Source organism: Streptococcus oralis, from assembly GCF_021497885.1.
In the GTDB taxonomy this organism is placed as follows: domain Bacteria; phylum Bacillota; class Bacilli; order Lactobacillales; family Streptococcaceae; genus Streptococcus; species Streptococcus oralis_BQ.
This window is the reverse complement of record NZ_CP046523.1, coordinates 1759472-1781708: the sequence shown is the minus strand read 5'-3', so window position 1 is coordinate 1781708 and position 22237 is coordinate 1759472. Positions and strand designations below refer to the sequence as shown.

The following is a 22237-nucleotide window of genomic DNA, read 5'->3' as shown; positions in this document are numbered from 1 at the left end:
AAGGTTTATACTGATAGACGAAAACGGTAGGTGAGGCTACCATAGGGATACGGATGACTACCGCAAAGCAGTGGAGACACTACTCGTTGGTCAACAGTCCTGGTCGCGAAGGCCAAGACTAAGCTCATTTCATTGCCCTATGGAGTTAAAGCTTGAACGAAAAAACAGATAATTAGTTTTTCAATCCTGCCATTTTATGGCAGGATTTTCTACTGTTTTAGAACAAGGAAAGGAGACAAACGATGCAAATTGACGATCATCCAGAACCGCACATACACAGCCAATCGCTGATTTGTGTCGTTCTGCCCTTATAAAGTGATTGGTCTCTGTGTATGAAACACATCATTCATACCAGATAGGAGAAACCAATGAAAACTACAAAAGAAAGATTAGCAACAGCTATTCACACACCTTTAAACGAAACTCTATCTTTTTATAAGACAAGTCTAACAGGCTTGACTGAGGAGCAGGTGGGAAAAAATCGTGACCTATATGGCGAAAACACCATCACCAAGGGTCAAGAAGACAGTATCCTCAAAAAGATTTACGAATCTATTATCAATCCATTTACAATCATCCTTCTTGTCATCGCTATGATTTCCATGGTGACCAATGTCTGGTTGGCGAAGCCTGGACAAGAAGATCCGACGACTTCTATCATCATCGTTGTTCTCGTTCTAATCTCTGGTGGCATACGCTTTGTCCAAGAACTGCGGAGTGACAAGGCTGCGACCAATCTATCAAAAATGATTGTGAACACAGCCACAGTTATTCGCGAAGACCAGAGTTTAGAGGTCGCAATTGAAGATTTGGTCGTTGGAGATATAGTCAAATTAAGTGCTGGGGACATGATTCCAGCAGACCTCATTTTAATTGAATCACGTGATTTCTTTGTCCAACAGTCTGGTTTGACAGGTGAAAGTGACTCGGTTGAGAAACTAGCCTTGTCAAAAATGAGTCAGTTAAACTTTGATAGTCTACTAGAAGCAGAAGCGCTCGCCTTTATGGGAACCAATGTGATATCAGGAAGTGCTAAGACTTTGATTCTAGCAGTCGGTGATGACACCATGATGGGAGAAATCGAGCAGACCCTCAATACCTATGACGAACCGACCTCTTTTGAGCGGGAGATGAACAGCATCTCTTGGCTCTTAATCCGTTTGATGTTAGTCATGGTTCCCATCGTGTTTCTCTCCAATGGCTTGACAGATGGAGATTGGTTAGAAGCTGGTGTATTTGCCTTGAGTGTGGGTGTCGGGCTCACACCTGAGATGCTTCCTATGATCATCACGGCCAGTCTAGCAAAAGGCTCCATTATCATGGCCAAGGAAAAAGTCGTCATCAAAAAACTCAATGCCATACAAGATCTAGGTGCTATTGATATTCTATGCACGGATAAAACGGGAACCCTTACCCAAGACGAAATTGTCCTTGAATATCCTTTGGATATACATGGAGATTTGGATTTGTCTGTGTTGAGACGTGCCTATCTCAATTCCTATTTTCAAACGGGATTGAAAAACTTGATGGACCGTGCCATTATCAGTAGAACTGAAAAAGAAGCTAAAGAACACGCTATTCTACAAAATTTGGATACTAGATTCCAAAAAATAGATGAATTGCCCTTTGACTTTGAGCGTAGACGGATGAGTGTCATCGTCAAGGATGAGAACGAAGTTGTTAGTTTGGTAACCAAGGGCGCCCTAGAGGAAATGCTTGCGATTTCAACCCATGTGGAATATCAAGGTCAGATTAGTCCTCTGACGGATGATATCCGAGTGGAAATCTTAAAAGAAGTGGACCAACTCAATCAACAGGGATTGCGAGTCTTGGGAGTCGCTTATAAAACAGGCCTAAAAGAAGGTTTCGCTTACTCAGTTGAAGATGAAAAAGAGATGATTCTAACAGGATATCTTGCCTTTCTAGATCCACCAAAACCATCAGCAGCACCTGCTATCCAAGCTTTGTTAGAACACGGTGTTCAAACAAAGATCTTGACGGGAGACAATGAGAAGGTAACCCAAGCAGTTTGCGAAAAAGTTGGTTTAGACGTTGATCAAATCTTGTTGGGTTCTGATATCGAAGCCATGACGGACGAAGAGTTGGCCCAAGCAGTTGAGAAGGTGACTGTCTTTGCCAAACTCTCTCCTGATCAAAAAGCACGAATCATTTTACAAATCAAATCGAATGGACATTGTGTCGGCTATATGGGAGATGGGATCAATGATGCCCCTTCTATGAAAGTAGCAGATGTGGGGATTTCTGTTGATACAGCAGTAGATATTGCCAAAGAAACGGCTGATGTCATTTTGCTAGATAAGGATTTGATGGTGCTTGAAAAAGGGCTGGTTGAAGGACGCAAAGTCTATGCTAACATGACCAAATATATCAAGATGACAGTTAGCTCCAATTTCGGGAACATTTTTTCACTTTTAGTGTCTGGTATCTTTTTACCTTTCCTTCCTATGGCTCCGATTCACTTGATTGTGTTAAACCTCGTCTACGACCTTTCTTGCATTGCCTTGCCATTTGATAATGTGGATGAAGACTTTTTGAAACATCCTCATAAGTGGGAAGCCAAGTCCATTACTCGCTTTATGATTTGGATGGGTCCGATTTCTTCTGCCTTTGATATTTTGACCTTTATCTTGCTCTATTTTGTCATTGTCCCAATGGCGACAGGTCATGCCTATGTTCACGGAGCAGAGTCTGCAACGGCCTTTATCATTTTGTTCCAGACAGGTTGGTTCATTGAATCCATGTGGTCCCAAACCATGGTTATCCATATGCTTCGTTCAGCAAAACTTCCTTTCTTACAAAGTCGTCCATCATGGTTTGTTCTTGGTACAACCTTGCTAGCAGCTAGTTTTGTGACCTTCCTTCCCTACTCTTCAATTGCTAGCCTGCTTCATTTAACCCCTTTGGAACCAATTTATTTCCTCTTTTTGCTTTTGATCATCGTTTTCTATATGATCAGTGTTACAGTAGTGAAACGAATCTATATCAAAAAATTTAAAAGTTGGCTATAAATTGATTTTGTCAAGAAAAAAGTACGAAAATCGCTAAAAAAGTTAAATTTTTTTAAAAATAGGTCGCAAGTCGGATGTTTTTTATGGTATAATAGACTAAACTGATAGTAACATGTAGCGAAAGGGGTAGGCACATGATTAAGATTTATACCGTCTCCAGTTGCACAAGCTGTAAGAAAGCGAAGACTTGGCTCAACGCACACCAGTTAAGTTATAAAGAACAAAACCTTGGTAAAGAAGGGATTACGAGAGAAGAACTACTTGATATTCTGACAAAGACAGATAATGGAATTGCTAGCATTGTATCGTCAAAAAACCGCTATGCGAAAGCTTTAGGAGTTGACATCGAAGATTTGAGTGTCAATGAAGTACTCAACTTAATCATGGAAACACCACGGATCTTAAAAAGTCCTATTCTAGTTGACGAGAAGCGTTTGCAGGTCGGTTACAAAGAAGATGATATCCGTGCCTTTTTACCACGCTCTGTCCGTAATGTAGAAAATGCAGAAGCACGTTTGCGTGCAGCTCTATAAACATCGAGGCTGGGGTATCTCCTAGCCTTGTTCATTTTTTATCAAAAAATTATGTGAGGAATTATGAAAAAGATAGTAATTGGCGCAGCTACTCTCCTCCTGCTACTTGCAGGATGTGGCCAAAAGAAGGAAACGACATCCAGTTCAAAACATGAATCCGAAACGCTCCAGTCTACTCTGCCCGTTTTGGAAAATGCGGAAAAGAATACGGTTGTGACCAAGACTTTGATTTTCCCTGAGTCAGGAGATGGCGTCAAGCAAACGCAAACCATTACCTATAAAGGGAAACAATTTCTAAAATTGGTTATTCGGCAGATACGGCCCTTAAGTGAGGAATTGAAATCCTTTATCGCTGACCACGGTCTTGAAGAAACTCAAAAAGCTCTTTTAGAAGCAGAAGAAAAGGATGAAATGCTTCAGGAAGCGCGCAAATTGGCAGGTTTTACACTTGAAACCAAACTGCTCAGTGAGACTGAAATCCAGACCACAACGACCTATGATTTACAAGTCTTGGATGTCAAAAAGGCGTCACAGACAGATTATTTGAAAAATCTTGGCTTAGAGACTCTTTTGAAAAATGAACCAAGCCAATATATCGCAGACAGAGTGGCAAATGGTGCGACAGAACAGTAAGAAAATCCAAATAAATGGATTGACTTAATTGTAGAACGTAAGGAAATATGCTATAATAGTACTATTCTAAGGAAAGAGGGTGTTAGAATGGGATTTACTGAAGAAACTGTACGTTTTAAATTGGATGATTCCAACAAGAAGGAAATCAGTGAAACGTTGACAGATGTCTATGCTTCTCTGAATGAAAAGGGTTATAATCCGATAAATCAAATCGTCGGTTATGTATTGAGTGGAGACCCTGCCTACGTTCCTCGTTACAACAATGCACGAAATCAAATCCGTAAGTATGAGCGTGATGAAATTGTTGAAGAATTGGTGCGCTACTACCTTAAAGGACAAGGAGTCGATCTATAATCTATGAGAATTATGGGATTGGACGTCGGTTCAAAAACGGTAGGCGTGGCCATTAGCGACCCACTAGGATTCACTGCTCAAGGACTTGAAATCATCCAAATCAATGAGGATCAGGGTCAGTTTGGCTTTGACCGTATCAAGGAATTGGTTGACAGCTATAAGGTGGAACGCTTTGTAGTAGGTCTGCCTAAAAACATGAACAATACCAGCGGTCCGCGAGTAGAAGCTAGTCAAGCCTATGGAGCAAAATTAGAGGAACTTTTTGGTTTACCAGTAGACTATCAAGATGAGCGTCTGACGACGGTCGCTGCGGAGCGTATGTTGATTGAACAAGCAGATATCAGTCGCAATAAGCGCAAGAAAGTTATCGATAAGTTGGCTGCTCAGCTAATTTTGCAAAATTATTTAGATAGAAAATTTTAAGACAGAGGAGAAACTATGTCACACGATCACAACCATGACCACGAAGAACGTGAATTGATTACACTAGTAGATGAGCAAGGAAATGAAACCTTGTTTGAAATTCTTTTGACCATCGACGGAAAAGAAGAATTTGGTAAAAACTATGTTCTTCTAGTGCCAGTTAACGCAGAAGAAGACGAGAACGGTGAAGTTGAAATCCAAGCTTACTCATTCATCGAAAATGAAGACGGAACAGAAGGCGAATTGCAACCAATCCCAGAAGACTCAGAAGACGAATGGAACATGATTGAAGAAGTCTTCAACAGCTTTATGGAGGAGTAAAAACGTCCGGGGGACGTTTTTAGCCCAACTCCTAGAAATTGGAAGAGTTGGAATATCCGGTGGACGTTTTTAGCCCACGTTGAAATTCATAGTAGCTAGTGATTAGCTAACCAGGTAAGAGGTCGGGATTTTAGTTCCAACCTCGCTTTTTATTTGTAATCATACTTTGATGCGGTAGTTGATTGGACTTTTGTTAAGGAGACATGTATGTTTGAAGTAGAAGAATGGCTTCATAGTCGAATTGGTTTAAATTTTAGATCTGGACTTGGACGAATGCAGCAAGCAGTGGATTTGCTGGGGAATCCTGAGAGGACTTATCCTATTATCCACGTAACAGGGACTAACGGTAAGGGGTCAACTATTGCCTTTATGAGGGAGTTGTTTGTTGCTCATGGTAAAAAAGTTGGTACTTTTACTTCTCCTCATATCATCAGTATCCATGATCGAATCTGTATCAATGGACAACCCATCGCAGATGAAGACTTTATCCGTATAGCTAGCCAAGTCAAAGAGATGGAAAAGACTCTTTTAGAAACACATGACCAATTGTCTTTTTTTGAGTTGTTGACCTTGATTGCTTTGATCTATTTTAAAGAGCAAAGAGTTGACCTAGTCCTGCTAGAAGTGGGGATTGGTGGTCTGCTTGACACGACTAATGTTGTAACAGGAGAGATCGCAGTTATTACTTCCATTGGGTTAGATCATCAGGAGACCTTGGGCGATAGTCTGGAGGAAATAGCAGAGCAGAAAGCTGGTATTTTCAAGTCTGGCAAGAAGGCGGTCATTGCCAAGCTTGCTCCAGAAGCGGAGTTTGTTTGTCAAAAAAGAGCAAAAGAGTTGGACGTAGACCTTTATCAAGCTGGGCAAGACTTCGCTTTGAAAACTGGAAATTTCTCAAGCAGCCTAGCAAGCTTTTCCCAGCTTGAAATCGGTTTGGAAGGTGCTTATCAGCAAGAAAATGCCGCCTTGGCTTTACAAACCTTTCTTCTATTTATGGCGTCAAGAGAGGAAAGGGTCGAAGAAGAGCTTACCAGACAGGCCTTGAAAGAAACACATTGGGCGGGTCGATTGGAACGGATTCGTCCGCAAATCTACCTAGATGGAGCTCACAATCTTCCAGCCTTAACCCGTCTGGTCGAGTTTATTCAGGAAAAAATCCAGCAAGGCTTCCAAGTTCAAATCCTTTTTGGCGCCCTTAAACGTAAGAATTATCAGGGGATGCTAGGCTATCTAACGGAGCAGTTGCCTCAGGTGGAACTTAAGGTAACAGGCTTTGACCACCAAGGCTCTCTGGATGAAAAGGATGTGGCGGGTTATGATTTGATTCCCTCCTATGGGGACTTTATCAGAGAATTTGAAGATAAGGCCAATGACCAGGACTTGCTTTTCGTGACGGGCTCCCTCTACTTTATCTCGGAAGTGCAAGCGAGTTTGTTAAGGAGCGATGAGATTAGTTGACCTTCTAGGTTTAAGTTGCTATACTGTAGCTAGGAGGTATATCTGGAAACGATTCCAGCAAAACATTGGCACAAAAGAAAGGAAATCGCTATGAAAACGAAAACATTCACACTTTCTATTGCTTCCCTAGCAATTCTTAGTCTTTTAGCAGCTTGTGGACCTAAGGCACAAGCCCCTACTCAGCAATCATCTTCTCAACAAGAATCATCTTCTAGTGCTGCTACAAGTGCTAGTCAACCACAAACGTCCTCAAGTCAGGACACTACTGTAGCTCAACCTACGAACATCGATGGTACCTATACTGGAAAAGATGAGAATGACCAAATCACTCTTGTTGTAACAGGTAAAACTGGTATATGGACTGAGGTCGAGCCAGATGGAGATAAGGAAATCAAGCAAGTCAGCTTTGAACCAGAAAATCAACGTGTTATTATCGGTGATGATGTCAAGATTTACGCAGTTAATGGTAATCAATTGATTATCGACGATATGGACCGAGAGGCATCTGACCGAGTGGTATTAACTAAGCAATAATGATTAAGTAAAAGTTCCAATGAGATGAAAGCTATCTTTTTGGAGCTTTTTTTCTTGAAAAAGTGGCTGGCTGTTCTTTACTAACTTTTTACTTAAAGCGCTTACAAATATTTGTAAAACTTCTTATAAGGTCGTATACTTATAGTAAATAATCAAATAGCGCAAAGACGCAGGAGGAAAAGCATATGGCTACATTTTACGTTCCATCAGTTAACCTTATCGGTAAAGGTGTTGTAAATGAAGTAGGTCCGTATATCAAGGAACTGGGGTATAAGAAGGCCCTTTTGGTGACAGATAAGTTCATCGAAGGCAGTGATATTTTACCTAAGGTCCTAAAACCACTAGATGCTGAGGGGATCGAATATGTGATCTTTAGCGATGTTGAGCCAAATCCGACTTGCAAGAACGTCAGAGACGGAGTGGCTGCCCTGAAAGAGCATGGATGTGACTTCATCATCAGTCTTGGGGGAGGATCTCCACAGGATGCGGCTAGTTGTATCTCTATCATTGCTACAAATGGTGGAAAACCTCAAGACTATGAGGGTCTCCACAAGTCTGCTGAAAAAGGGTTGCCAGTGGTTGCTATCAATACAACAGCTGGAACTTCAGCAGAAATCACCATTAACTATGTCATTACTGACGAAGAACGCAAGGTCAAGATGGTAATGGTTGATAAGAACAGCCTCGCCCTTATCTCTGTCAATGATCCAGAACTCATGCTTTCAAAACCGAAAGGATTGACAGCAGCGACAGGTATGGATGCTCTTACCCATGCTGTCGAAGCCTTGGTAACACCAGGTGCTTATAATGTGACCAAGAAACTCTCTATCGGAGCTATTGAGCTCATCAAGGAGTACCTTCCTCGTGCTGTAGCTAATGGACAAGATATCGAAGCGCGTGAGGCTATGGTCAATGCCATCTTCCTCGGTGGTATGAGCTTTAACAATGCTGGTTTGGGCTACGTTCACTCTATGGCTCACCAACTCGGTGCAGTATATAATTTACCGCATGGTGTCTGCTGTGCCATGCTTCTCCCTGTTGTAGAACGTGAAAATGCCAAACGTGTACCAGAAGCTTTCCGCAATGTAGCCAAGGCTTTGGGACTCCATGTGGAAGGGAAAACAGACCAAGAATGTGCTGACTATGCTATTGCTGAAATTGAAAAACTGTCTGAAACAGTAGGTATTCCGAAGAAACTAACTGAACTCGGTATCCAAGAAAAAGACTTTGACTTTGACTACCTTTCTAAGAATGCTTTGATTGATGCATGTGCGCCGGGCAATCCATTTATGCCAACCTTGGAAGAAACTATAGCTCTCTACAAAGAACTCTTCTAATTCATAAAGTGAAAAGAAGCTAAATAATGCTGGAAAGAACTATCATTTTGGTAGTTCTTTTTAAGTCTCTTAATATCTTAGTTAAAAATATAAAAAGGTAAAAGGTTGCCATCTACCCCTGAACTGAGGTATACTAGTAGAAACAGTAGTTTATCAAGCAGTTAAGGAGAATGTTAGAAAAGGAAAGGAATGTATGACAGCTAGAAAATTGCAGCTACTCATGTCCAAATATGGTTTTAGTATTACCATCATGTTGACAGAGTTGTTTCTCGTCTTTGGTTTATTTCTCTATCTAGGGCAGATGGCCCCGATTCTCTGGATTATCCTTGTCATTTTAGTAAGCTTAGCGACCATTGTATCGATTGTCAATCGGTCTATGAATCCTGAGAGTAAGGTAACATGGCTGTTAGTAGCCTTTGTGCCAGTATTTGGCCCCTTGCTCTATATCATGTTTGGAGAACGCCGTTTATCTAAAAGAGAAATGAAGCAACTAAAGCAGCTCCAATCAATGGTTGACCGAGAGGACAATAGCAGAGCCCTCCGTTTGGAGTTAAAGGAAGAGGATAAGTCGGCTTACGGCGTCATCAAATCTCTCCTCAGCATGGACACGAATGCGGATGTCTATAATCGAACAGATACCCATTTCTTCCCTTCAGGGGAAAGCATGTGGCATCAGATGCTAGAGGATCTCAAAAAAGCGGAGAAGTTTATCTTTCTCGAATACTATATCATCGAAGAAGGGTTGATGTGGAATAGTATTTTGGAGATTTTGGAAGAAAAGGCGGCTCAAGGAGTAGAAGTGAAGCTTCTCTATGATGATATTGGTTGTATGGCAACCTTGCCTGGAGATTACACCATCCAGCTTCGTGGCCGAGGGATTGAAGCCCACAAATTTAATAAGGTGATTCCACGTTTGACCGTTGCTTATAACAACCGTGATCACCGTAAAATCATGATTATCGATGGTCAAATTGCCTATACAGGTGGTGTCAATCTGGCAGATGAGTATATCAACCATATCGAACGTTTTGGCTATTGGAAGGATAGCGGTATTCGCCTAGATGGACCGGCTGTTAAGGCTTTTACCAGACTCTTTTTATCCACTTGGTATATCAACCGTGGGGAAATTAGTGACTTTGACCAATACCATCTCGAAAATCAACCTAGAGATGGGATGGGGCTTTGTATCCCTTACAGTAGTGGACCAAAACCCATCTACCGAGCTCAGGTAGGAAAAACGGTCTACCAAAATCTTATCAATCAAGCTACAGATTACGTCTACATCACGACTCCCTATCTGATCGCTGACTATGATCTAACCGAGAGTATCAAAAATGCAGCATTGAGAGGGGTAGATGTGCGAATTGTTACGCCGTGTATCCCAGATAAGGAGATTATCCAATTGGTTACTCGAGGAGCCTATCCAGACTTGCTATCTGCGGGAGTTCGCATTTACGAGTACAGTCCCGGATTTCTTCATAGCAAGCAAATGCTTGTCGATGGAGAGGTGGCTACTGTGGGAACCATCAATTTTGACTATCGTAGTTTGCTCCACCACTATGAAAATGCCGTCTTGCTTTATAAAACGCAGTCTATCATCGATATTGAAAGGGACTTCGAAGAGATTTTTAAAGTTTCTCAAGAAATTTATCCCCACACCATCAAAACAAGCTGGTATCAAAGCCTGATCAAGGAAATTGTCCAGTTGTTTGCGCCTATGCTCTAACTATACAAACAAGATCTAGCTCAAGGCTGGATCTTATTTTTGTCTTTTTGCGAATAGATAAGCAGGAGGATGAAAATGCTAAATCAAGAAGACTATGATTTTATCCTAGAGTTTCAAACAAGCAGTTTACACCGTTTTCGAGAGATTGAACGCTATGCTGAGCTAGATAAGAAGTTAAGGAAATATCAATCCCTAGCTGACATTCCTGTAAGATTTTGATATACTAAAACAGATAAACTTACTAGGAGAAATTGAATGAACATATATGGGGAAAAAGACGAACAGCTAGAAGGATCTCGATACCAGTATCGGGAACGGCTGGATCAAGAGTCTGAATTTGGACTGGAGCGAGGTAAGAGGAAACGAACTCCACTTCCGTTTTTTAGTGTGGCAATTTGGAGTCTGGCTGCTACAGCTGTTTCTGTAATGTTGCCTCTGATCTTTGGTTTGGTGAGCCCCCAACAGATGCAAGATCTTTATACTGGTTGGGCGCTACATCAGAGTGGGCAGATTTACACGGATTATTATGGTTCAAATGGACTGCTTTATTACGTACTAATCTATCTCTCTCAAGGGAGTATTCTTTTTGCTTTGGTGGAGTGGTTGGCCTTGTTCGGAGCTGGTGTTTTTCTATTTAAATCCGCAGATACCTTGACAGGTAAGGGAGAGCAAGCTAGACAGCTTTTGTTGGTTTTCTATCTGCTTGTGGGCAGTCTGGGATTTGCTGGTAGCTATGCAGTGGCTGTGGTCTTACCTTTTCTATTTTATAGTTTTAGCCTAGTGGCTGACTATCTGGATGATCCAAGTAACGATAAAGGTTTCTTGCGAGTTGGGATGAGTTTAGCATTAGCTTTCTTCCTATCACCTATTCCCACAGCCTTGTTTGCAGCTACACTTGCCTTAAGTTTGTTTGGATTTAATATTGCCAAGCGTAAATTTGCTCATGGTTTGTATCAATTTTTCGCATCAGCTCTAGGATTTTCTATCATTTTTTATCCAATTGGCTATTATACTGTATTAACAGGAACTTTTGGTGATGCGATTAGCCATACTTTGTATCCAATAGATACGCTTAGTCTATTTTCAAATGACAATCTTATGGAGAATGCTGCTTTCTATGGTTTGCTATCCATCGGTGTTGGGATTCTGACATTGATCTTTTCAGGATTGTTTCAGATCAAGTCAGCTAAACAATCTGCTGTCTCAATAGGCGCTATTTTAGGATTATTAGTAACTCTTTCTTTGTTAATTCTTTCAAAGGAACCTTTGCATGGCTCACGTTTGGCAGCGATTTTGCCCTTTCTGACATTGTTATTGTTAACCAACATCAAAGAAGGAAGCCCTGATCGTATCAGTCGTAGTAGACGAAGAGTCCGCTCTTCATCACTCTTTGGTCGCTACCTCAAGGGAAATTTCTATCTACCATTAGTTGCGATAGTCTATTTACTTTTCCTACCTGTTTTGAGTCGCTATATTTCGCATCCAAGTACTTATCAGGAACGTGAGCAGCTTGCTAGCTTGGTCAAACAGCAAACGAGTTCTGAGGATCGTGTCTATGCTTGGGATAATCGGCCAGATTTCTACCGCGCAAGTGAACGTTTGGCGCCAAGCTCTCTAGTAACACCAACACTCTATACTGCAAGCGACGAGAATAAAACGAAACTAGTCAATGACTTGAAAGAAAATCAACCGAAGATGATTTTGGTCAATCAAAAGGTTGCCTTGTGGTCGGATGTAGAGAGCCTACTTAGTGAAAAATACGAGCTTGTTCAGACGGATAGTAAGGAATTCAAGCTTTATAAATCTAAATAACAAATCAATATCTTGTGTATTTTTAAAAATTTTAGAATTTTTAACACAAGATATTGATTTTTCTTTTTAGAGTGGTATAATATCACTTAAGAAGAAAAATAGAAAAGAGCATGGATATGATTGTATTAGAAGAAAACCTTGCAACCGTTCCCACTTTGTTCGTTGAAAAACGAGATGGTAGACGTGTAGTGTTTGATGTAGACAAGATTGACAAGGCTCTCCACAAGGCGGCCGACAAAGTCATGGATGTGACACCCTTGGTCGAAAAACGTCTAAATGGACTGCTTGAGCGTATTGTTGCGGAAATTCACAGTCGTTTCCCTCAAGGTGTCAAGATTTACGAGATTCAGAATATCGTAGAGCATGAACTCCTTGAAGCCAAAGAATATGCGCTGGCTGAGGAGTATATCACTTATCGGACACAAAGGGATTTTGAGCGCTCAAAAGCGACAGATATCAACTTTAGCATTCATAAACTTCTCAATAAAGATCAGGCGGTTGTCAATGAAAATGCCAATAAAGACAGCGATGTCTTTAACACCCAGCGTGATTTGACAGCAGGGATTGTTGGGAAATCAATCGGACTGCAAATGCTTCCTAAGCACGTAGCCAATGCTCACCAAAAGGGGGATATCCACTATCATGACCTAGACTATAGCCCCTACACACCGATGACCAACTGCTGTTTGATTGATTTTAGAGGCATGCTAGAAAATGGTTTTAAGATTGGAAATGCAGAGGTAGAGAGTCCCAAGTCTATCCAGACTGCGACAGCTCAGATTTCACAAATCATCGCCAACGTCGCTTCTAGCCAGTACGGGGGCTGTTCAGCTGACCGTATCGATGAAGTCTTGGCTCCGTATGCAGAGAAGAATTACCAAAAACACCTCAAGGATGCAGAAGAATGGGTGTTGCCTGAAAAACGGGAAGATTACGCATGGAAGAAAACGCAGAAAGATATCTACGATGCCATGCAATCTCTTGAGTATGAAATCAACACTCTCTTCACTTCAAATGGACAAACACCTTTTACTTCACTAGGTTTTGGTCTAGGAACTAGTCGTTTTGAGCGTGAAATTCAAAAAGCTATCTTGACCATTCGTATCAAGGGTCTTGGTTCAGAACATCGTACAGCCATCTTCCCTAAACTCATCTTTACGCTGAAAAGAGGACTCAACTTAGAGGAAGGTTCACCTAACTACGACATCAAACAGTTGGCTCTTGAGTGTGCAACCAAGCGGATGTACCCAGATGTCTTGTCCTATGATAAGATTGTCGAGCTGACAGGTTCTTTCAAGGTTCCTATGGGTTGCCGTTCTTTCCTTCAAGGATGGAAGGATGAGAATGGCGTCGAGGTCAATTCAGGCCGTATGAATCTAGGTGTTGTGACAGTCAATCTGCCTCGTATCGCCCTCGAGTCTGAGGGTGACATGAATAAGTTCTGGGAAATCTTCAACGAGCGTATGAACATCGCAGAAGATGCTCTTGTTTACCGTGTGGAAAGAACCAAGGAAGCAACACCAGCGAATGCCCCTATCCTCTATCAGTACGGAGCCTTCGGTCGCCGTCTCGGAAAAGAAGAAAGTGTAGATCAACTCTTTAAGAATCGCCGTGCGACAGTTTCGCTGGGCTACATTGGTTTGTACGAAGTGGCTACTGTCTTCTTTGGCAATAACTGGGAAAAAAATCCTGAAGCCAAGGAGTTCACGCTTGAGATTATCCGTGACATGAAGCGTCGTGTAGAAGAGTGGTCTGACCAATATGGTTACCATTTCTCTATCTACTCCACACCGTCTGAAAGTCTGACAGACCGCTTTTGTCGCTTGGATACAGAGAAGTTTGGCCCTATTCCTGATATTACAGACAAGGAATACTACACCAACTCTTTCCACTATGATGTCCGTAAAAATCCAACACCGTTTGAAAAACTGGATTTTGAAAAAGTTTATCCAGAAGCAGGTGCGTCAGGTGGTTTCATCCATTATTGTGAGTATCCAGTTCTTCAGCAAAATCCTAAAGCCTTGGAAGCCGTCTGGGACTATGCCTATGACCGTGTCGGTTATCTAGGGACCAATACTCCGATCGATCGCTGTTACAAGTGTGACTTTGAAGGGGATTTTGAACCAACTGAAAGAGGCTTTGCTTGTCCCAACTGTGGCAATAGCGACCCTAAAACAGTAGATGTGGTCAAACGTACGTGTGGTTATCTGGGAAATCCTCAAGCGCGTCCGATGGTTAACGGACGCCACAAGGAAATCGCTGCGCGTGTCAAACACATGAATGGCTCTACTATCAAAACAGCTGGACATGAAGTAACAAATTAGAAGGAAACGCAATGGGGAAATACCAATTAGACGATAAGGGACGCGCACAAGTGACCCGTTATCACGAGAAACACTCGAAAGGTGGAATAGGTAAAAAAGAACGCTTGCTCAACCTCAGAGAACAGTTTTTAAACAAGAACAAGAAAAAATAAAAGTGAGAGTTGCCTCTCGCTTTTCTCTTAATTGGAGGTAAAAATGATACTACGCAGACCAACATTGGCAGATAAAGAAACAGTTTTAGAGATGATTGCGGAGTTTGAACAAGTACAGTCACCTCATGATGGTGGTTTCTGGGATACAGAGAACTTTGTGTATGAAGAGTGGTTGGAAATAAATATGCAAAAAGAGATGGGAATAAACTTGCCTGAAAATCGTGTTCCTTCTATTCAATTTGTATCATTTGATGATGTAGGTCGTGCTCTAGGATTTTTGAATCTGCGATTGAGACTGAATGAGGGTTTACTGAATCATGCTGGCCATATCGGCTATTCCATCCGCCCCACTGAAAGAGGCAAAGGTTATGCCAAAGAAGCACTCAGACAAGGTCTGCAAGTTGCCAAGGAAAAGAACATCAAAAAAGCGCTTGTGACCTGTAGTACGGAAAATCCTGCTAGTAGGGCGGTGATTGTGGCAAATGGTGGGGTGTTTGAGGATGTTCGAAACGGAACGGAGCGCTATTGGATAGAGTTGGAGTAGAAGGATGACATGGAATACACCAAAACCAGGTGAATGGAAAAGCGAGGAGCTTAGTAAAGGGAGAATCATTGACTACAAGGCCTTTAACTTTGTCGATGGAGAAGGCGTGCGCAATTCTCTTTATGTCGCAGGTTGCATGTTTCACTGTGAGGGGTGTTATAATGTGGCGACCTGGTCTTTCAATGCAGGCATTCCTTATACAGCAGAGTTAGAAGAACAAATCATGGCAGACCTTGCCCAGCCCTATGTTCAAGGATTGACTTTGCTGGGAGGGGAGCCTTTTCTCAATACGGGGATTCTCTTGCCACTCGTTAAGCGCATTCGAAAGGAATTACCAGACAAGGATATCTGGTCATGGACGGGCTACACTTGGGAAGAAATGATGCTGGAGACTCCAGATAAACTGGAACTCTTGTCTCTGATTGACATCCTTGTCGATGGACGTTATGACAAAAGCAAGCGCAATCTCATGCTCCAGTTCCGCGGTTCCTCTAATCAACGAATTATCGATGTGCAAAAATCTCTCAAAAGTGGGCAAGTAGTGATTTGGGATAAGCTCAATGACGGAAAAGAAAGCTATGAGCAGGTGAAGAGAGAATGAATAAAAGAGAGTTCATAAACAGTCTGGTTTTAGAGATAGAATCGGGGAAAGTCAACACACTGGGGATTTACGGTCATGGGGCATCAGGTAAGTCTACCTTTGCCCAAGACTTGTACCAAGCCCTAGATTCTGCAAAGGTAAACTTATTAGAAACTGATCCTTACATTACTTCAAACCGTCATCTGGTAGTACCAAAGCAAGCGACAGATCAAAAGGTGACAGCTTGTCTCTCAGTGGCACATGAATTGGCAAGTTTGCAGAGAGATATTCTCGCCTTGCAGGCGGGTATGGATGTCTTGACAATTGAAGAGCCTTGGAAGGCTAGTGAGGTCTTGTCAGGAGCCAAACCAATTCTGATTGTCGAAGGGATGTCTGTGGGTTTTCTACCAAAGGAACTCTTTGACAAAACCATCTGCTTCTACACGGACGAAGAAACAGAATTAGAGAGACGTCTAGCTCGGGATACGACAATGAGAAATCGAGATGCTTCCTTTGTGTTAGCTAGCCATCAGATGAGACGGGAGCAGTATCTGCATTACTATAGAGAAACCGAGTCTAAAGCAGATATCTTAGTGGATCAATCAGAAAGTAAATTCAAGGTCAAAATGACTCATATTATATAGAAGAAAAGAATAAATTTTAAGATCGTAAATCAGAAGTTATAGGAAGCTGAAATAGGAAAACAGTTTCATCCTAAAAAAACGAAAAAAACCTAACAAATCCCTTGCAATCGCAGGGGCTTTGTGTTATTCTATTATGGTGCTGTAAATTACAGCCTTAGCTTTGATGCAAGAGGTTGCGACACGCTCGGTTGCATTGCCACGCAACGCGCGTCGGTTTTCTTGTGGAGCTAGCCTATTATCTTAAATAGACGAAAAGGAGAAAAAGATGGCAAACAAAAAAATCCGTATCCGTTTGAAAGCTTACGAACACCGTACGCTTGACACAGCGGCTGCAAAAATCGTAGAATCAGCTACTCGTACAGGTGCACAAGTTGCGGGTCCAATCCCACTTCCGACTGAACGTAGCCTCTACACAATCATTCGTGCGACTCACAAATACAAAGACTCTCGCGAACAATTTGAAATGCGTACACACAAACGTTTGATCGATATCGTTAACCCAACTCAAAAAACAGTTGATGCTTTGATGAAATTGGATCTTCCAAGTGGTGTAAACGTAGAAATCAAACTTTAATCTAAAGCTTGATACCTTGAGCATGAAAAACGCTCGTTAAAAACTTTTTGAATAAAAAATATAGAAAAGGAACTATTTTCTCATGACAAAAGGAATCTTAGGGAAAAAAGTGGGAATGACTCAAATCTTCACTGAAGCTGGCGAATTGATCCCTGTAACAGTTATTGAAGCAACTCCAAACGTTGTTCTTCAAGTTAAAACTGTTGAAACAGACGGATACAACGCTATCCAAGTTGGTTTCGATGACAAACGCGAAGTATTGAGCAACAAACCTGCTAAAGGACATGTAGCGAAAGCTAACACGGCTCCTAAGCGCTTCATTCGTGAATTCAAAAACGTTGAAGGCTTGGAAGTTGGTGCTGAAATCACAGTTGAAACATTCGCAGCTGGAGACGTTGTTGACGTAACTGGTACTTCTAAAGGTAAAGGTTTCCAAGGTGTTATCAAACGCCACGGACAATCACGTGGACCAATGGCTCACGGTTCTCGTTACCACCGTCGTCCAGGTTCTATGGGACCTGTTGCACCTAACCGCGTATTCAAAGGTAAAAACCTTGCAGGACGTATGGGTGGCGACCGCGTAACAATTCAAAACCTTGAAGTTGTACAAGTTGTTCCAGAAAAGAACGTTATCCTTATCAAAGGTAACGTACCAGGTGCTAAGAAATCTCTTATCACTATCAAATCAGCAGTTAAAGCTGGTAAATAATAAAGAAAGGGGAAATCAGTCACAATGGCAAACGTAACATTATTTGACCAAACTGGTAAAGAAGCTGGCCAAGTTGTTCTTAACGATGCAGTATTTGGTATCGAACCAAATGAATCAGTTGTGTTTGATGTGATCATCAGTCAACGCGCAAGCCTTCGTCAAGGAACACACGCTGTTAAAAACCGCTCTGCAGTATCAGGTGGTGGACGCAAACCATGGCGTCAAAAAGGAACTGGACGTGCTCGTCAAGGTTCTATCCGCTCACCACAATGGCGTGGTGGTGGTGTTGTCTTCGGGCCAACTCCACGTTCATACGGCTACAAACTTCCACAAAAAGTTCGTCGCCTAGCTCTTAAATCAGTTTACTCTGAAAAAGTTGCTGAAAACAAATTCGTAGCTGTAGACGCTCTTTCATTTACAGCTCCAAAAACTGCTGAATTTGCAAAAGTTCTTGCAGCATTGAGCATCGATTCTAAAGTTCTTGTTATCCTTGAAGAAGGAAATGAATTCGCAGCTCTTTCAGCTCGTAACCTTCCAAATGTGAAAGTTGCAACTGCTACAACTGCAAGTGTTCTTGACATCGCAAATAGCGACAAACTTCTTGTCACACAAGCAGCTATCTCTAAAATCGAGGAGGTTCTTGCATAATGAATTTGTATGATGTTATCAAAAAACCTGTCATCACTGAAAGCTCAATGGCTCAACTTGAAGCAGGTAAATATGTATTTGAAGTTGACACTCGTGCACACAAACTTTTGATCAAGCAAGCTGTTGAAGCTGCTTTCGAAGGTGTTAAAGTTGCAAATGTTAACACAATCAACGTAAAACCTAAAGCTAAGCGTGTTGGACGTTACACTGGTTTTACTAACAAAACTAAAAAAGCTATCATCACTCTTACAGCTGATTCAAAAGCAATCGAGTTGTTTGCTGCTGAAGCTGAATAATCTAAGGAGGAAATATCGTGGGAATTCGTGTTTATAAACCAACAACAAACGGTCGCCGTAATATGACTTCTTTGGATTTCGCTGAAATCACAACAAGCACTCCTGAAAAATCATTGCTTGTTGCTTTGAAGAACAAGGCTGGTCGTAACAACAACGGTCGTATCACTGTTCGTCACCAAGGTGGTGGACACAAACGTTTCTACCGTTTGGTTGACTTCAAACGTAACAAAGACAACGTTGAAGCAGTTGTTAAAACAATCGAGTACGATCCAAACCGTTCTGCAAACATCGCTCTTGTACACTACACTGACGGTGTGAAAGCATACATCATCGCTCCAAAAGGTCTTGAAGTTGGTCAACGTATCGTTTCAGGTCCTGAAGCAGATATCAAAGTCGGAAACGCTCTTCCACTTGCAAACATCCCAGTTGGTACTTTGATCCACAACATCGAGTTGAAACCAGGTCGTGGTGGAGAATTGGTCCGTGCAGCTGGAGCTTCTGCTCAAGTATTAGGTCAAGAAGGTAAATACGTTCTTGTTCGTCTTCAATCTGGCGAAGTTCGTATGATTCTTGGAACTTGTCGTGCTACAGTTGGTGTTGTCGGAAACGAACAACATGGACTTGTGAACCTTGGTAAAGCGGGACGTAGCCGTTGGAAAGGTATCCGCCCAACAGTTCGTGGTTCTGTAATGAACCCTAACGATCACCCACACGGTGGTGGTGAAGGTAAAGCACCAGTTGGTCGTAAAGCACCATCTACTCCATGGGGCAAACCTGCTCTTGGTCTTAAAACTCGTAACAAGAAAGCGAAATCTGACAAACTTATCGTTCGTCGTCGCAACGAGAAATAATAGTAAACTAGTCGCTTAAGCAACTAGGAAATCCGCCAGCTCGGTAGCGCTCCATGTGAGCGCAAGCCGCTGTGGTACAATATTTAAAGGAGAAAACATAAAAATGGGACGCAGTCTTAAAAAAGGACCTTTCGTCGATGAGCATTTGATGAAAAAAGTTGAAGCTCAAGCTAACGACGAAAAGAAAAAAGTTATCAAAACTTGGTCACGTCGTTCAACGATCTTCCCAAGTTTCATTGGTTACACTATTGCAGTTTATGACGGACGTAAACACGTACCTGTTTACATCCAAGAAGACATGGTAGGTCACAAACTTGGTGAATTTGCACCAACTCGTACTTACAAAGGTCATGCTGCAGACGACAAGAAAACACGTAGAAAATAAGGAGAACATAAATGGCAGAAATTACTTCAGCTAAAGCAATGGCTCGTACAGTACGTGTTTCACCTCGTAAATCACGTCTTGTTCTTGACAACATCCGTGGTAAAAGCGTAGCCGATGCTATTGCAATCTTGACATTCACACCAAACAAAGCTGCTGAAATCATCTTGAAAGTTTTGAATTCAGCTGTAGCTAACGCTGAAAACAACTTTGGTTTGGACAAAGCTAACTTGGTAGTATCTGAAGCATTCGCAAACGAAGGACCAACTATGAAACGTTTCCGTCCACGTGCGAAAGGTTCAGCTTCACCAATCAACAAACGTACAGCTCACATCACTGTAGCTGTTGCAGAAAAATAAGGAGGTAAAATCGTGGGTCAAAAAGTACATCCAATTGGTATGCGTGTCGGCATCATCCGTGATTGGGATGCCAAATGGTATGCTGAAAAAGAATACGCGGATTACCTTCATGAAGATCTTGCAATCCGTAAATTCGTTCAAAAAGAACTTGCTGACGCAGCAGTTTCAACTATCGAAATCGAACGCGCAGTAAACAAAGTTAACGTTTCACTTCACACTGCTAAACCAGGTATGGTTATCGGTAAAGGTGGTGCTAACGTTGATGCACTCCGTGCAAAACTTAACAAATTGACTGGAAAACAAGTACACATCAACATCATCGAAATCAAACAACCTGATTTGGATGCTCATCTTGTAGGTGAAGGAATTGCTCGTCAATTGGAGCAACGTGTTGCTTTCCGTCGTGCACAAAAACAAGCAATCCAACGTGCAATGCGTGCTGGAGCTAAAGGAATCAAAACTCAAGTATCAGGTCGTTTGAACGGTGCAGATATCGCCCGTGCTGAAGGATACTCTGAAGGAACTGTTCCACTTCACACACTTCGTGCAGATATCGATTACGCTTGGGAAGAAGCAGATACTACATACGGTAAACTTGGTGTTAAAGTATGGATCTACCGTGGTGAAGTTCTTCCAGCTCGTAAAAACACTAAAGGAGGTAAATAACCAATGTTAGTACCTAAACGTGTTAAACACCGTCGTGAATTCCGTGGAAAAATGCGCGGTGAAGCAAAAGGTGGAAAAGAAGTAGCTTTCGGTGAATACGGTCTTCAAGCTACAACTAGCCACTGGATCACTAACCGCCAAATCGAAGCTGCTCGTATCGCCATGACTCGTTACATGAAACGTGGTGGTAAAGTTTGGATTAAAATCTTCCCACACAAATCATACACTGCTAAAGCTATCGGTGTGCGTATGGGATCTGGTAAAGGGGCACCTGAAGGTTGGGTAGCACCAGTTAAACGTGGTAAAGTGATGTTTGAAGTTGCTGGTGTATCTGAAGAGATCGCTCGCGAAGCGCTTCGTCTTGCTAGCCACAAATTGCCAGTTAAATGTAAATTCGTAAAACGTGAAGCAGAATAAGGAGAAGGCATGAAACTTAATGAAGTAAAAGAATTTGTTAAAGAACTTCGTGGTCTTTCTCAAGAAGAACTCGCGAAGCGCGAAAACGAATTGAAAAAAGAATTGTTTGAACTTCGTTTCCAAGCTGCTACTGGTCAATTGGAACAAACAGCTCGCTTGAAAGAAGTTAAAAAACAAATCGCTCGTATCAAAACAGTTCAATCTGAAGCGAAATAATAGACTAGGGAAGGAGAAATTTCAATGGAACGCAATAATCGTAAAGTTCTTGTTGGACGTGTTGTATCTGACAAAATGGACAAGACAATCACAGTTGTAGTTGAAACAAAACGTAACCACCCAGTCTATGGTAAACGTATTAACTACTCTAAAAAATACAAAGCACATGATGAAAACAATGTTGCCAAAGAAGGCGATATCGTACGTATCATGGAAACTCGTCCGCTTTCAGCTACAAAACGTTTCCGTCTTGTAGAAGTTGTTGAAGAAGCGGTCATCATCTAATCAAGCCTGAAAGGAGAAAACTGAAATGATTCAAACAGAAACTCGTTTGAAAGTCGCAGACAACAGCGGTGCACGCGAAATCTTGACTATCAAAGTTCTTGGTGGTTCTAAACGTAAATTTGCGAACATCGGTGATGTCATTGTGGCATCTGTAAAACAAGCTACTCCTGGTGGTGCGGTTAAAAAAGGTGACGTTGTAAAAGCTGTTATCGTTCGTACTAAATCAGGTGCTCGTCGTGCTGATGGTTCATACATCAAGTTTGACGAAAACGCAGCAGTTATCATCCGTGAAGACAAAACTCCTCGCGGAACACGTATCTTTGGCCCAGTTGCACGTGAATTGCGTGAAGGTGGCTTCATGAAGATTGTGTCACTTGCTCCAGAAGTACTTTAATTTTTAGAAACAAACTAGTCCCCTAGCTTCAAGCTA

At 41.9% G+C, this 22237-nt stretch carries 29 protein-coding genes and 1 riboswitch; all 29 genes read left to right on the top strand.

The annotated features are described in order from the left end of the window. The first annotated feature begins 20 nt into the window (after nt 1-20). A riboswitch (M-box (ykoK) riboswitch) is annotated at nt 21-172 on the top strand. A 196-nt stretch (nt 173-368) separates the two neighbouring features. The 29 genes from mgtA (at nt 369) to rplN (ending at nt 22201) form a co-directional block, all read left to right on the top strand. Next, nucleotides 369-3029, top strand: coding sequence for a magnesium-translocating P-type ATPase (gene mgtA, locus GOM48_RS09000; protein WP_235097404.1), 2661 nt, complete (start codon nt 369-371; stop codon nt 3027-3029). 134 nt (nt 3030-3163) lie between these two features. Further along, on the top strand, nt 3164-3562 hold the full coding sequence (gene spx / locus GOM48_RS08995) for a transcriptional regulator Spx (RefSeq protein ID WP_000591165.1): 399 nt from the start codon (nt 3164-3166) through the stop codon (nt 3560-3562). Nucleotides 3563-3625: 63 nt separating this feature from the next. Then, nucleotides 3626-4195, top strand: a complete 570-nt coding sequence (locus tag GOM48_RS08990) for an SP0191 family lipoprotein (protein ID WP_000724879.1) — start codon at nt 3626-3628, stop codon at nt 4193-4195. An 87-nt stretch (nt 4196-4282) separates the two neighbouring features. Continuing rightward, nucleotides 4283-4549, top strand: a complete 267-nt coding sequence (locus GOM48_RS08985; RefSeq protein ID WP_000507060.1) for an IreB family regulatory phosphoprotein — start codon at nt 4283-4285, stop codon at nt 4547-4549. Nucleotides 4550-4552: 3 nt separating this feature from the next. After that, nucleotides 4553-4972 (top strand): Holliday junction resolvase RuvX, encoded by a 420-nt coding sequence (gene ruvX, locus GOM48_RS08980; RefSeq protein WP_002876031.1) that lies wholly within the window; start codon nt 4553-4555, stop codon nt 4970-4972. A 15-nt stretch (nt 4973-4987) separates the two neighbouring features. Then, on the top strand, nt 4988-5293 hold the full coding sequence (locus GOM48_RS08975; RefSeq protein WP_000017624.1) for a DUF1292 domain-containing protein: 306 nt from the start codon (nt 4988-4990) through the stop codon (nt 5291-5293). Between the two features lie 207 nt (nt 5294-5500). Next, entirely contained in the window at nt 5501-6751 is a 1251-nt protein-coding gene (locus GOM48_RS08970) for a bifunctional folylpolyglutamate synthase/dihydrofolate synthase (protein ID WP_235097385.1), read from the top strand. A 90-nt stretch (nt 6752-6841) separates the two neighbouring features. Beyond that, nucleotides 6842-7285 carry an SP_0198 family lipoprotein gene (locus GOM48_RS08965; RefSeq protein ID WP_235097369.1) on the top strand — a complete coding sequence of 148 codons (444 nt, stop codon included), beginning with the start codon at nt 6842-6844 and terminating at the stop codon, nt 7283-7285. A 185-nt stretch (nt 7286-7470) separates the two neighbouring features. Next, nucleotides 7471-8622: an iron-containing alcohol dehydrogenase gene (locus GOM48_RS08960; RefSeq protein WP_235097359.1), complete on the top strand. Its 1152-nt coding sequence runs from the start codon at nt 7471-7473 to the stop codon at nt 8620-8622. 193 nt (nt 8623-8815) lie between these two features. Further along, nucleotides 8816-10348: a cardiolipin synthase gene (gene cls, locus GOM48_RS08955; protein WP_235097357.1), complete on the top strand. Its 1533-nt coding sequence runs from the start codon at nt 8816-8818 to the stop codon at nt 10346-10348. Between the two features lie 75 nt (nt 10349-10423). Further along, nucleotides 10424-10567 carry a hypothetical protein gene (locus GOM48_RS08950; protein ID WP_235097348.1) on the top strand — a complete coding sequence of 48 codons (144 nt, stop codon included), beginning with the start codon at nt 10424-10426 and terminating at the stop codon, nt 10565-10567. A gap of 36 nt (nt 10568-10603) precedes the next feature. Continuing rightward, the gene (locus GOM48_RS08945; RefSeq protein ID WP_235097346.1) at nt 10604-12160 is read left to right on the top strand and encodes a damage-inducible protein CinA; all 1557 of its coding nucleotides are present in this window, start codon (nt 10604-10606) and stop codon (nt 12158-12160) included. Nucleotides 12161-12276: 116 nt separating this feature from the next. Beyond that, nucleotides 12277-14484, top strand: coding sequence for an anaerobic ribonucleoside-triphosphate reductase (gene nrdD, locus GOM48_RS08940; protein ID WP_235097339.1), 2208 nt, complete (start codon nt 12277-12279; stop codon nt 14482-14484). 11 nt (nt 14485-14495) lie between these two features. Beyond that, on the top strand, nt 14496-14636 hold the full coding sequence (locus GOM48_RS08935) for a hypothetical protein (protein ID WP_038804638.1): 141 nt from the start codon (nt 14496-14498) through the stop codon (nt 14634-14636). A gap of 43 nt (nt 14637-14679) precedes the next feature. Then, complete coding sequence (locus GOM48_RS08930) at nt 14680-15180, top strand: GNAT family N-acetyltransferase (protein WP_235097328.1); 501 nt, start codon at nt 14680-14682, stop codon at nt 15178-15180. Between the two features lie 4 nt (nt 15181-15184). Then, entirely contained in the window at nt 15185-15781 is a 597-nt protein-coding gene (gene nrdG, locus GOM48_RS08925; protein WP_235097319.1) for an anaerobic ribonucleoside-triphosphate reductase activating protein, read from the top strand. After that, nucleotides 15778-16404, top strand: coding sequence for a uridine kinase (locus GOM48_RS08920; protein WP_235097311.1), 627 nt, complete (start codon nt 15778-15780; stop codon nt 16402-16404). Before nrdG ends, GOM48_RS08920 begins: the two co-directional genes overlap by 4 nt. Nucleotides 16405-16669: 265 nt before the next feature. Continuing rightward, on the top strand, nt 16670-16978 hold the full coding sequence (gene rpsJ, locus GOM48_RS08915) for a 30S ribosomal protein S10 (protein ID WP_001284513.1): 309 nt from the start codon (nt 16670-16672) through the stop codon (nt 16976-16978). Between the two features lie 82 nt (nt 16979-17060). Beyond that, nucleotides 17061-17687, top strand: coding sequence for a 50S ribosomal protein L3 (rplC, locus tag GOM48_RS08910; RefSeq protein ID WP_000160197.1), 627 nt, complete (start codon nt 17061-17063; stop codon nt 17685-17687). A 24-nt stretch (nt 17688-17711) separates the two neighbouring features. Continuing rightward, nucleotides 17712-18335, top strand: coding sequence for a 50S ribosomal protein L4 (rplD, locus tag GOM48_RS08905; RefSeq protein WP_000024537.1), 624 nt, complete (start codon nt 17712-17714; stop codon nt 18333-18335). After that, on the top strand, nt 18335-18631 hold the full coding sequence (locus GOM48_RS08900) for a 50S ribosomal protein L23 (protein ID WP_001055347.1): 297 nt from the start codon (nt 18335-18337) through the stop codon (nt 18629-18631). Before rplD ends, GOM48_RS08900 begins: the two co-directional genes overlap by 1 nt. Nucleotides 18632-18648: 17 nt before the next feature. Then, nucleotides 18649-19482 carry a 50S ribosomal protein L2 gene (rplB, locus tag GOM48_RS08895; RefSeq protein WP_000512905.1) on the top strand — a complete coding sequence of 278 codons (834 nt, stop codon included), beginning with the start codon at nt 18649-18651 and terminating at the stop codon, nt 19480-19482. Between the two features lie 103 nt (nt 19483-19585). Then, nucleotides 19586-19867 (top strand): 30S ribosomal protein S19, encoded by a 282-nt coding sequence (gene rpsS, locus GOM48_RS08890; RefSeq protein WP_000533766.1) that lies wholly within the window; start codon nt 19586-19588, stop codon nt 19865-19867. Nucleotides 19868-19878: 11 nt separating this feature from the next. Then, nucleotides 19879-20223: a 50S ribosomal protein L22 gene (rplV, locus tag GOM48_RS08885; RefSeq protein ID WP_000818137.1), complete on the top strand. Its 345-nt coding sequence runs from the start codon at nt 19879-19881 to the stop codon at nt 20221-20223. 12 nt (nt 20224-20235) lie between these two features. Continuing rightward, entirely contained in the window at nt 20236-20889 is a 654-nt protein-coding gene (gene rpsC / locus GOM48_RS08880; protein WP_000529936.1) for a 30S ribosomal protein S3, read from the top strand. 3 nt (nt 20890-20892) lie between these two features. Then, nucleotides 20893-21306, top strand: a complete 414-nt coding sequence (gene rplP / locus GOM48_RS08875) for a 50S ribosomal protein L16 (RefSeq protein WP_000960948.1) — start codon at nt 20893-20895, stop codon at nt 21304-21306. Nucleotides 21307-21315: 9 nt separating this feature from the next. After that, entirely contained in the window at nt 21316-21522 is a 207-nt protein-coding gene (gene rpmC / locus GOM48_RS08870; RefSeq protein ID WP_000772918.1) for a 50S ribosomal protein L29, read from the top strand. Between the two features lie 24 nt (nt 21523-21546). Beyond that, nucleotides 21547-21807, top strand: a complete 261-nt coding sequence (gene rpsQ / locus GOM48_RS08865; RefSeq protein WP_000440801.1) for a 30S ribosomal protein S17 — start codon at nt 21547-21549, stop codon at nt 21805-21807. A gap of 25 nt (nt 21808-21832) precedes the next feature. After that, nucleotides 21833-22201 carry a 50S ribosomal protein L14 gene (gene rplN / locus GOM48_RS08860; RefSeq protein ID WP_000616548.1) on the top strand — a complete coding sequence of 123 codons (369 nt, stop codon included), beginning with the start codon at nt 21833-21835 and terminating at the stop codon, nt 22199-22201. Nucleotides 22202-22237 lie beyond the last annotated feature (36 nt).

Excerpts from the sequence above, each read along its gene's own strand:
- rpsS (WP_000533766.1), top strand. The coding sequence starts at position 19,586 with ATGGGACGCAGTCTTAAAAAAGGACCTTTCGTCGATGAGCATTTGATG.
- rplV (WP_000818137.1), top strand. The coding sequence starts at position 19,879 with ATGGCAGAAATTACTTCAGCTAAAGCAATGGCTCGTACAGTACGTGTT.
- GOM48_RS08990 (WP_000724879.1), top strand. The coding sequence starts at position 3,626 with ATGAAAAAGATAGTAATTGGCGCAGCTACTCTCCTCCTGCTACTTGCA.
- nrdD (WP_235097339.1), top strand. The coding sequence starts at position 12,277 with ATGATTGTATTAGAAGAAAACCTTGCAACCGTTCCCACTTTGTTCGTT.
- GOM48_RS08965 (WP_235097369.1), top strand. The coding sequence starts at position 6,842 with ATGAAAACGAAAACATTCACACTTTCTATTGCTTCCCTAGCAATTCTT.
- GOM48_RS08945 (WP_235097346.1), top strand. The coding sequence starts at position 10,604 with ATGAACATATATGGGGAAAAAGACGAACAGCTAGAAGGATCTCGATAC.
- rpsQ (WP_000440801.1), top strand. The coding sequence starts at position 21,547 with ATGGAACGCAATAATCGTAAAGTTCTTGTTGGACGTGTTGTATCTGAC.
- GOM48_RS08985 (WP_000507060.1), top strand. The coding sequence starts at position 4,283 with ATGGGATTTACTGAAGAAACTGTACGTTTTAAATTGGATGATTCCAAC.
- GOM48_RS08935 (WP_038804638.1), top strand. The coding sequence starts at position 14,496 with ATGGGGAAATACCAATTAGACGATAAGGGACGCGCACAAGTGACCCGT.
- rplN (WP_000616548.1), top strand. The coding sequence starts at position 21,833 with ATGATTCAAACAGAAACTCGTTTGAAAGTCGCAGACAACAGCGGTGCA.
- rplP (WP_000960948.1), top strand. The coding sequence starts at position 20,893 with ATGTTAGTACCTAAACGTGTTAAACACCGTCGTGAATTCCGTGGAAAA.
- GOM48_RS08960 (WP_235097359.1), top strand. The coding sequence starts at position 7,471 with ATGGCTACATTTTACGTTCCATCAGTTAACCTTATCGGTAAAGGTGTT.
- GOM48_RS08950 (WP_235097348.1), top strand. The coding sequence starts at position 10,424 with ATGCTAAATCAAGAAGACTATGATTTTATCCTAGAGTTTCAAACAAGC.
- rpmC (WP_000772918.1), top strand. The coding sequence starts at position 21,316 with ATGAAACTTAATGAAGTAAAAGAATTTGTTAAAGAACTTCGTGGTCTT.
- spx (WP_000591165.1), top strand. The coding sequence starts at position 3,164 with ATGATTAAGATTTATACCGTCTCCAGTTGCACAAGCTGTAAGAAAGCG.
- cls (WP_235097357.1), top strand. The coding sequence starts at position 8,816 with ATGACAGCTAGAAAATTGCAGCTACTCATGTCCAAATATGGTTTTAGT.
- rplD (WP_000024537.1), top strand. The coding sequence starts at position 17,712 with ATGGCAAACGTAACATTATTTGACCAAACTGGTAAAGAAGCTGGCCAA.
- nrdG (WP_235097319.1), top strand. The coding sequence starts at position 15,185 with ATGACATGGAATACACCAAAACCAGGTGAATGGAAAAGCGAGGAGCTT.
- GOM48_RS08930 (WP_235097328.1), top strand. The coding sequence starts at position 14,680 with ATGATACTACGCAGACCAACATTGGCAGATAAAGAAACAGTTTTAGAG.
- GOM48_RS08920 (WP_235097311.1), top strand. The coding sequence starts at position 15,778 with ATGAATAAAAGAGAGTTCATAAACAGTCTGGTTTTAGAGATAGAATCG.
- rpsJ (WP_001284513.1), top strand. The coding sequence starts at position 16,670 with ATGGCAAACAAAAAAATCCGTATCCGTTTGAAAGCTTACGAACACCGT.
- GOM48_RS08975 (WP_000017624.1), top strand. The coding sequence starts at position 4,988 with ATGTCACACGATCACAACCATGACCACGAAGAACGTGAATTGATTACA.
- ruvX (WP_002876031.1), top strand. The coding sequence starts at position 4,553 with ATGAGAATTATGGGATTGGACGTCGGTTCAAAAACGGTAGGCGTGGCC.
- GOM48_RS08900 (WP_001055347.1), top strand. The coding sequence starts at position 18,335 with ATGAATTTGTATGATGTTATCAAAAAACCTGTCATCACTGAAAGCTCA.
- rplC (WP_000160197.1), top strand. The coding sequence starts at position 17,061 with ATGACAAAAGGAATCTTAGGGAAAAAAGTGGGAATGACTCAAATCTTC.
- GOM48_RS08970 (WP_235097385.1), top strand. The coding sequence starts at position 5,501 with ATGTTTGAAGTAGAAGAATGGCTTCATAGTCGAATTGGTTTAAATTTT.
- mgtA (WP_235097404.1), top strand. The coding sequence starts at position 369 with ATGAAAACTACAAAAGAAAGATTAGCAACAGCTATTCACACACCTTTA.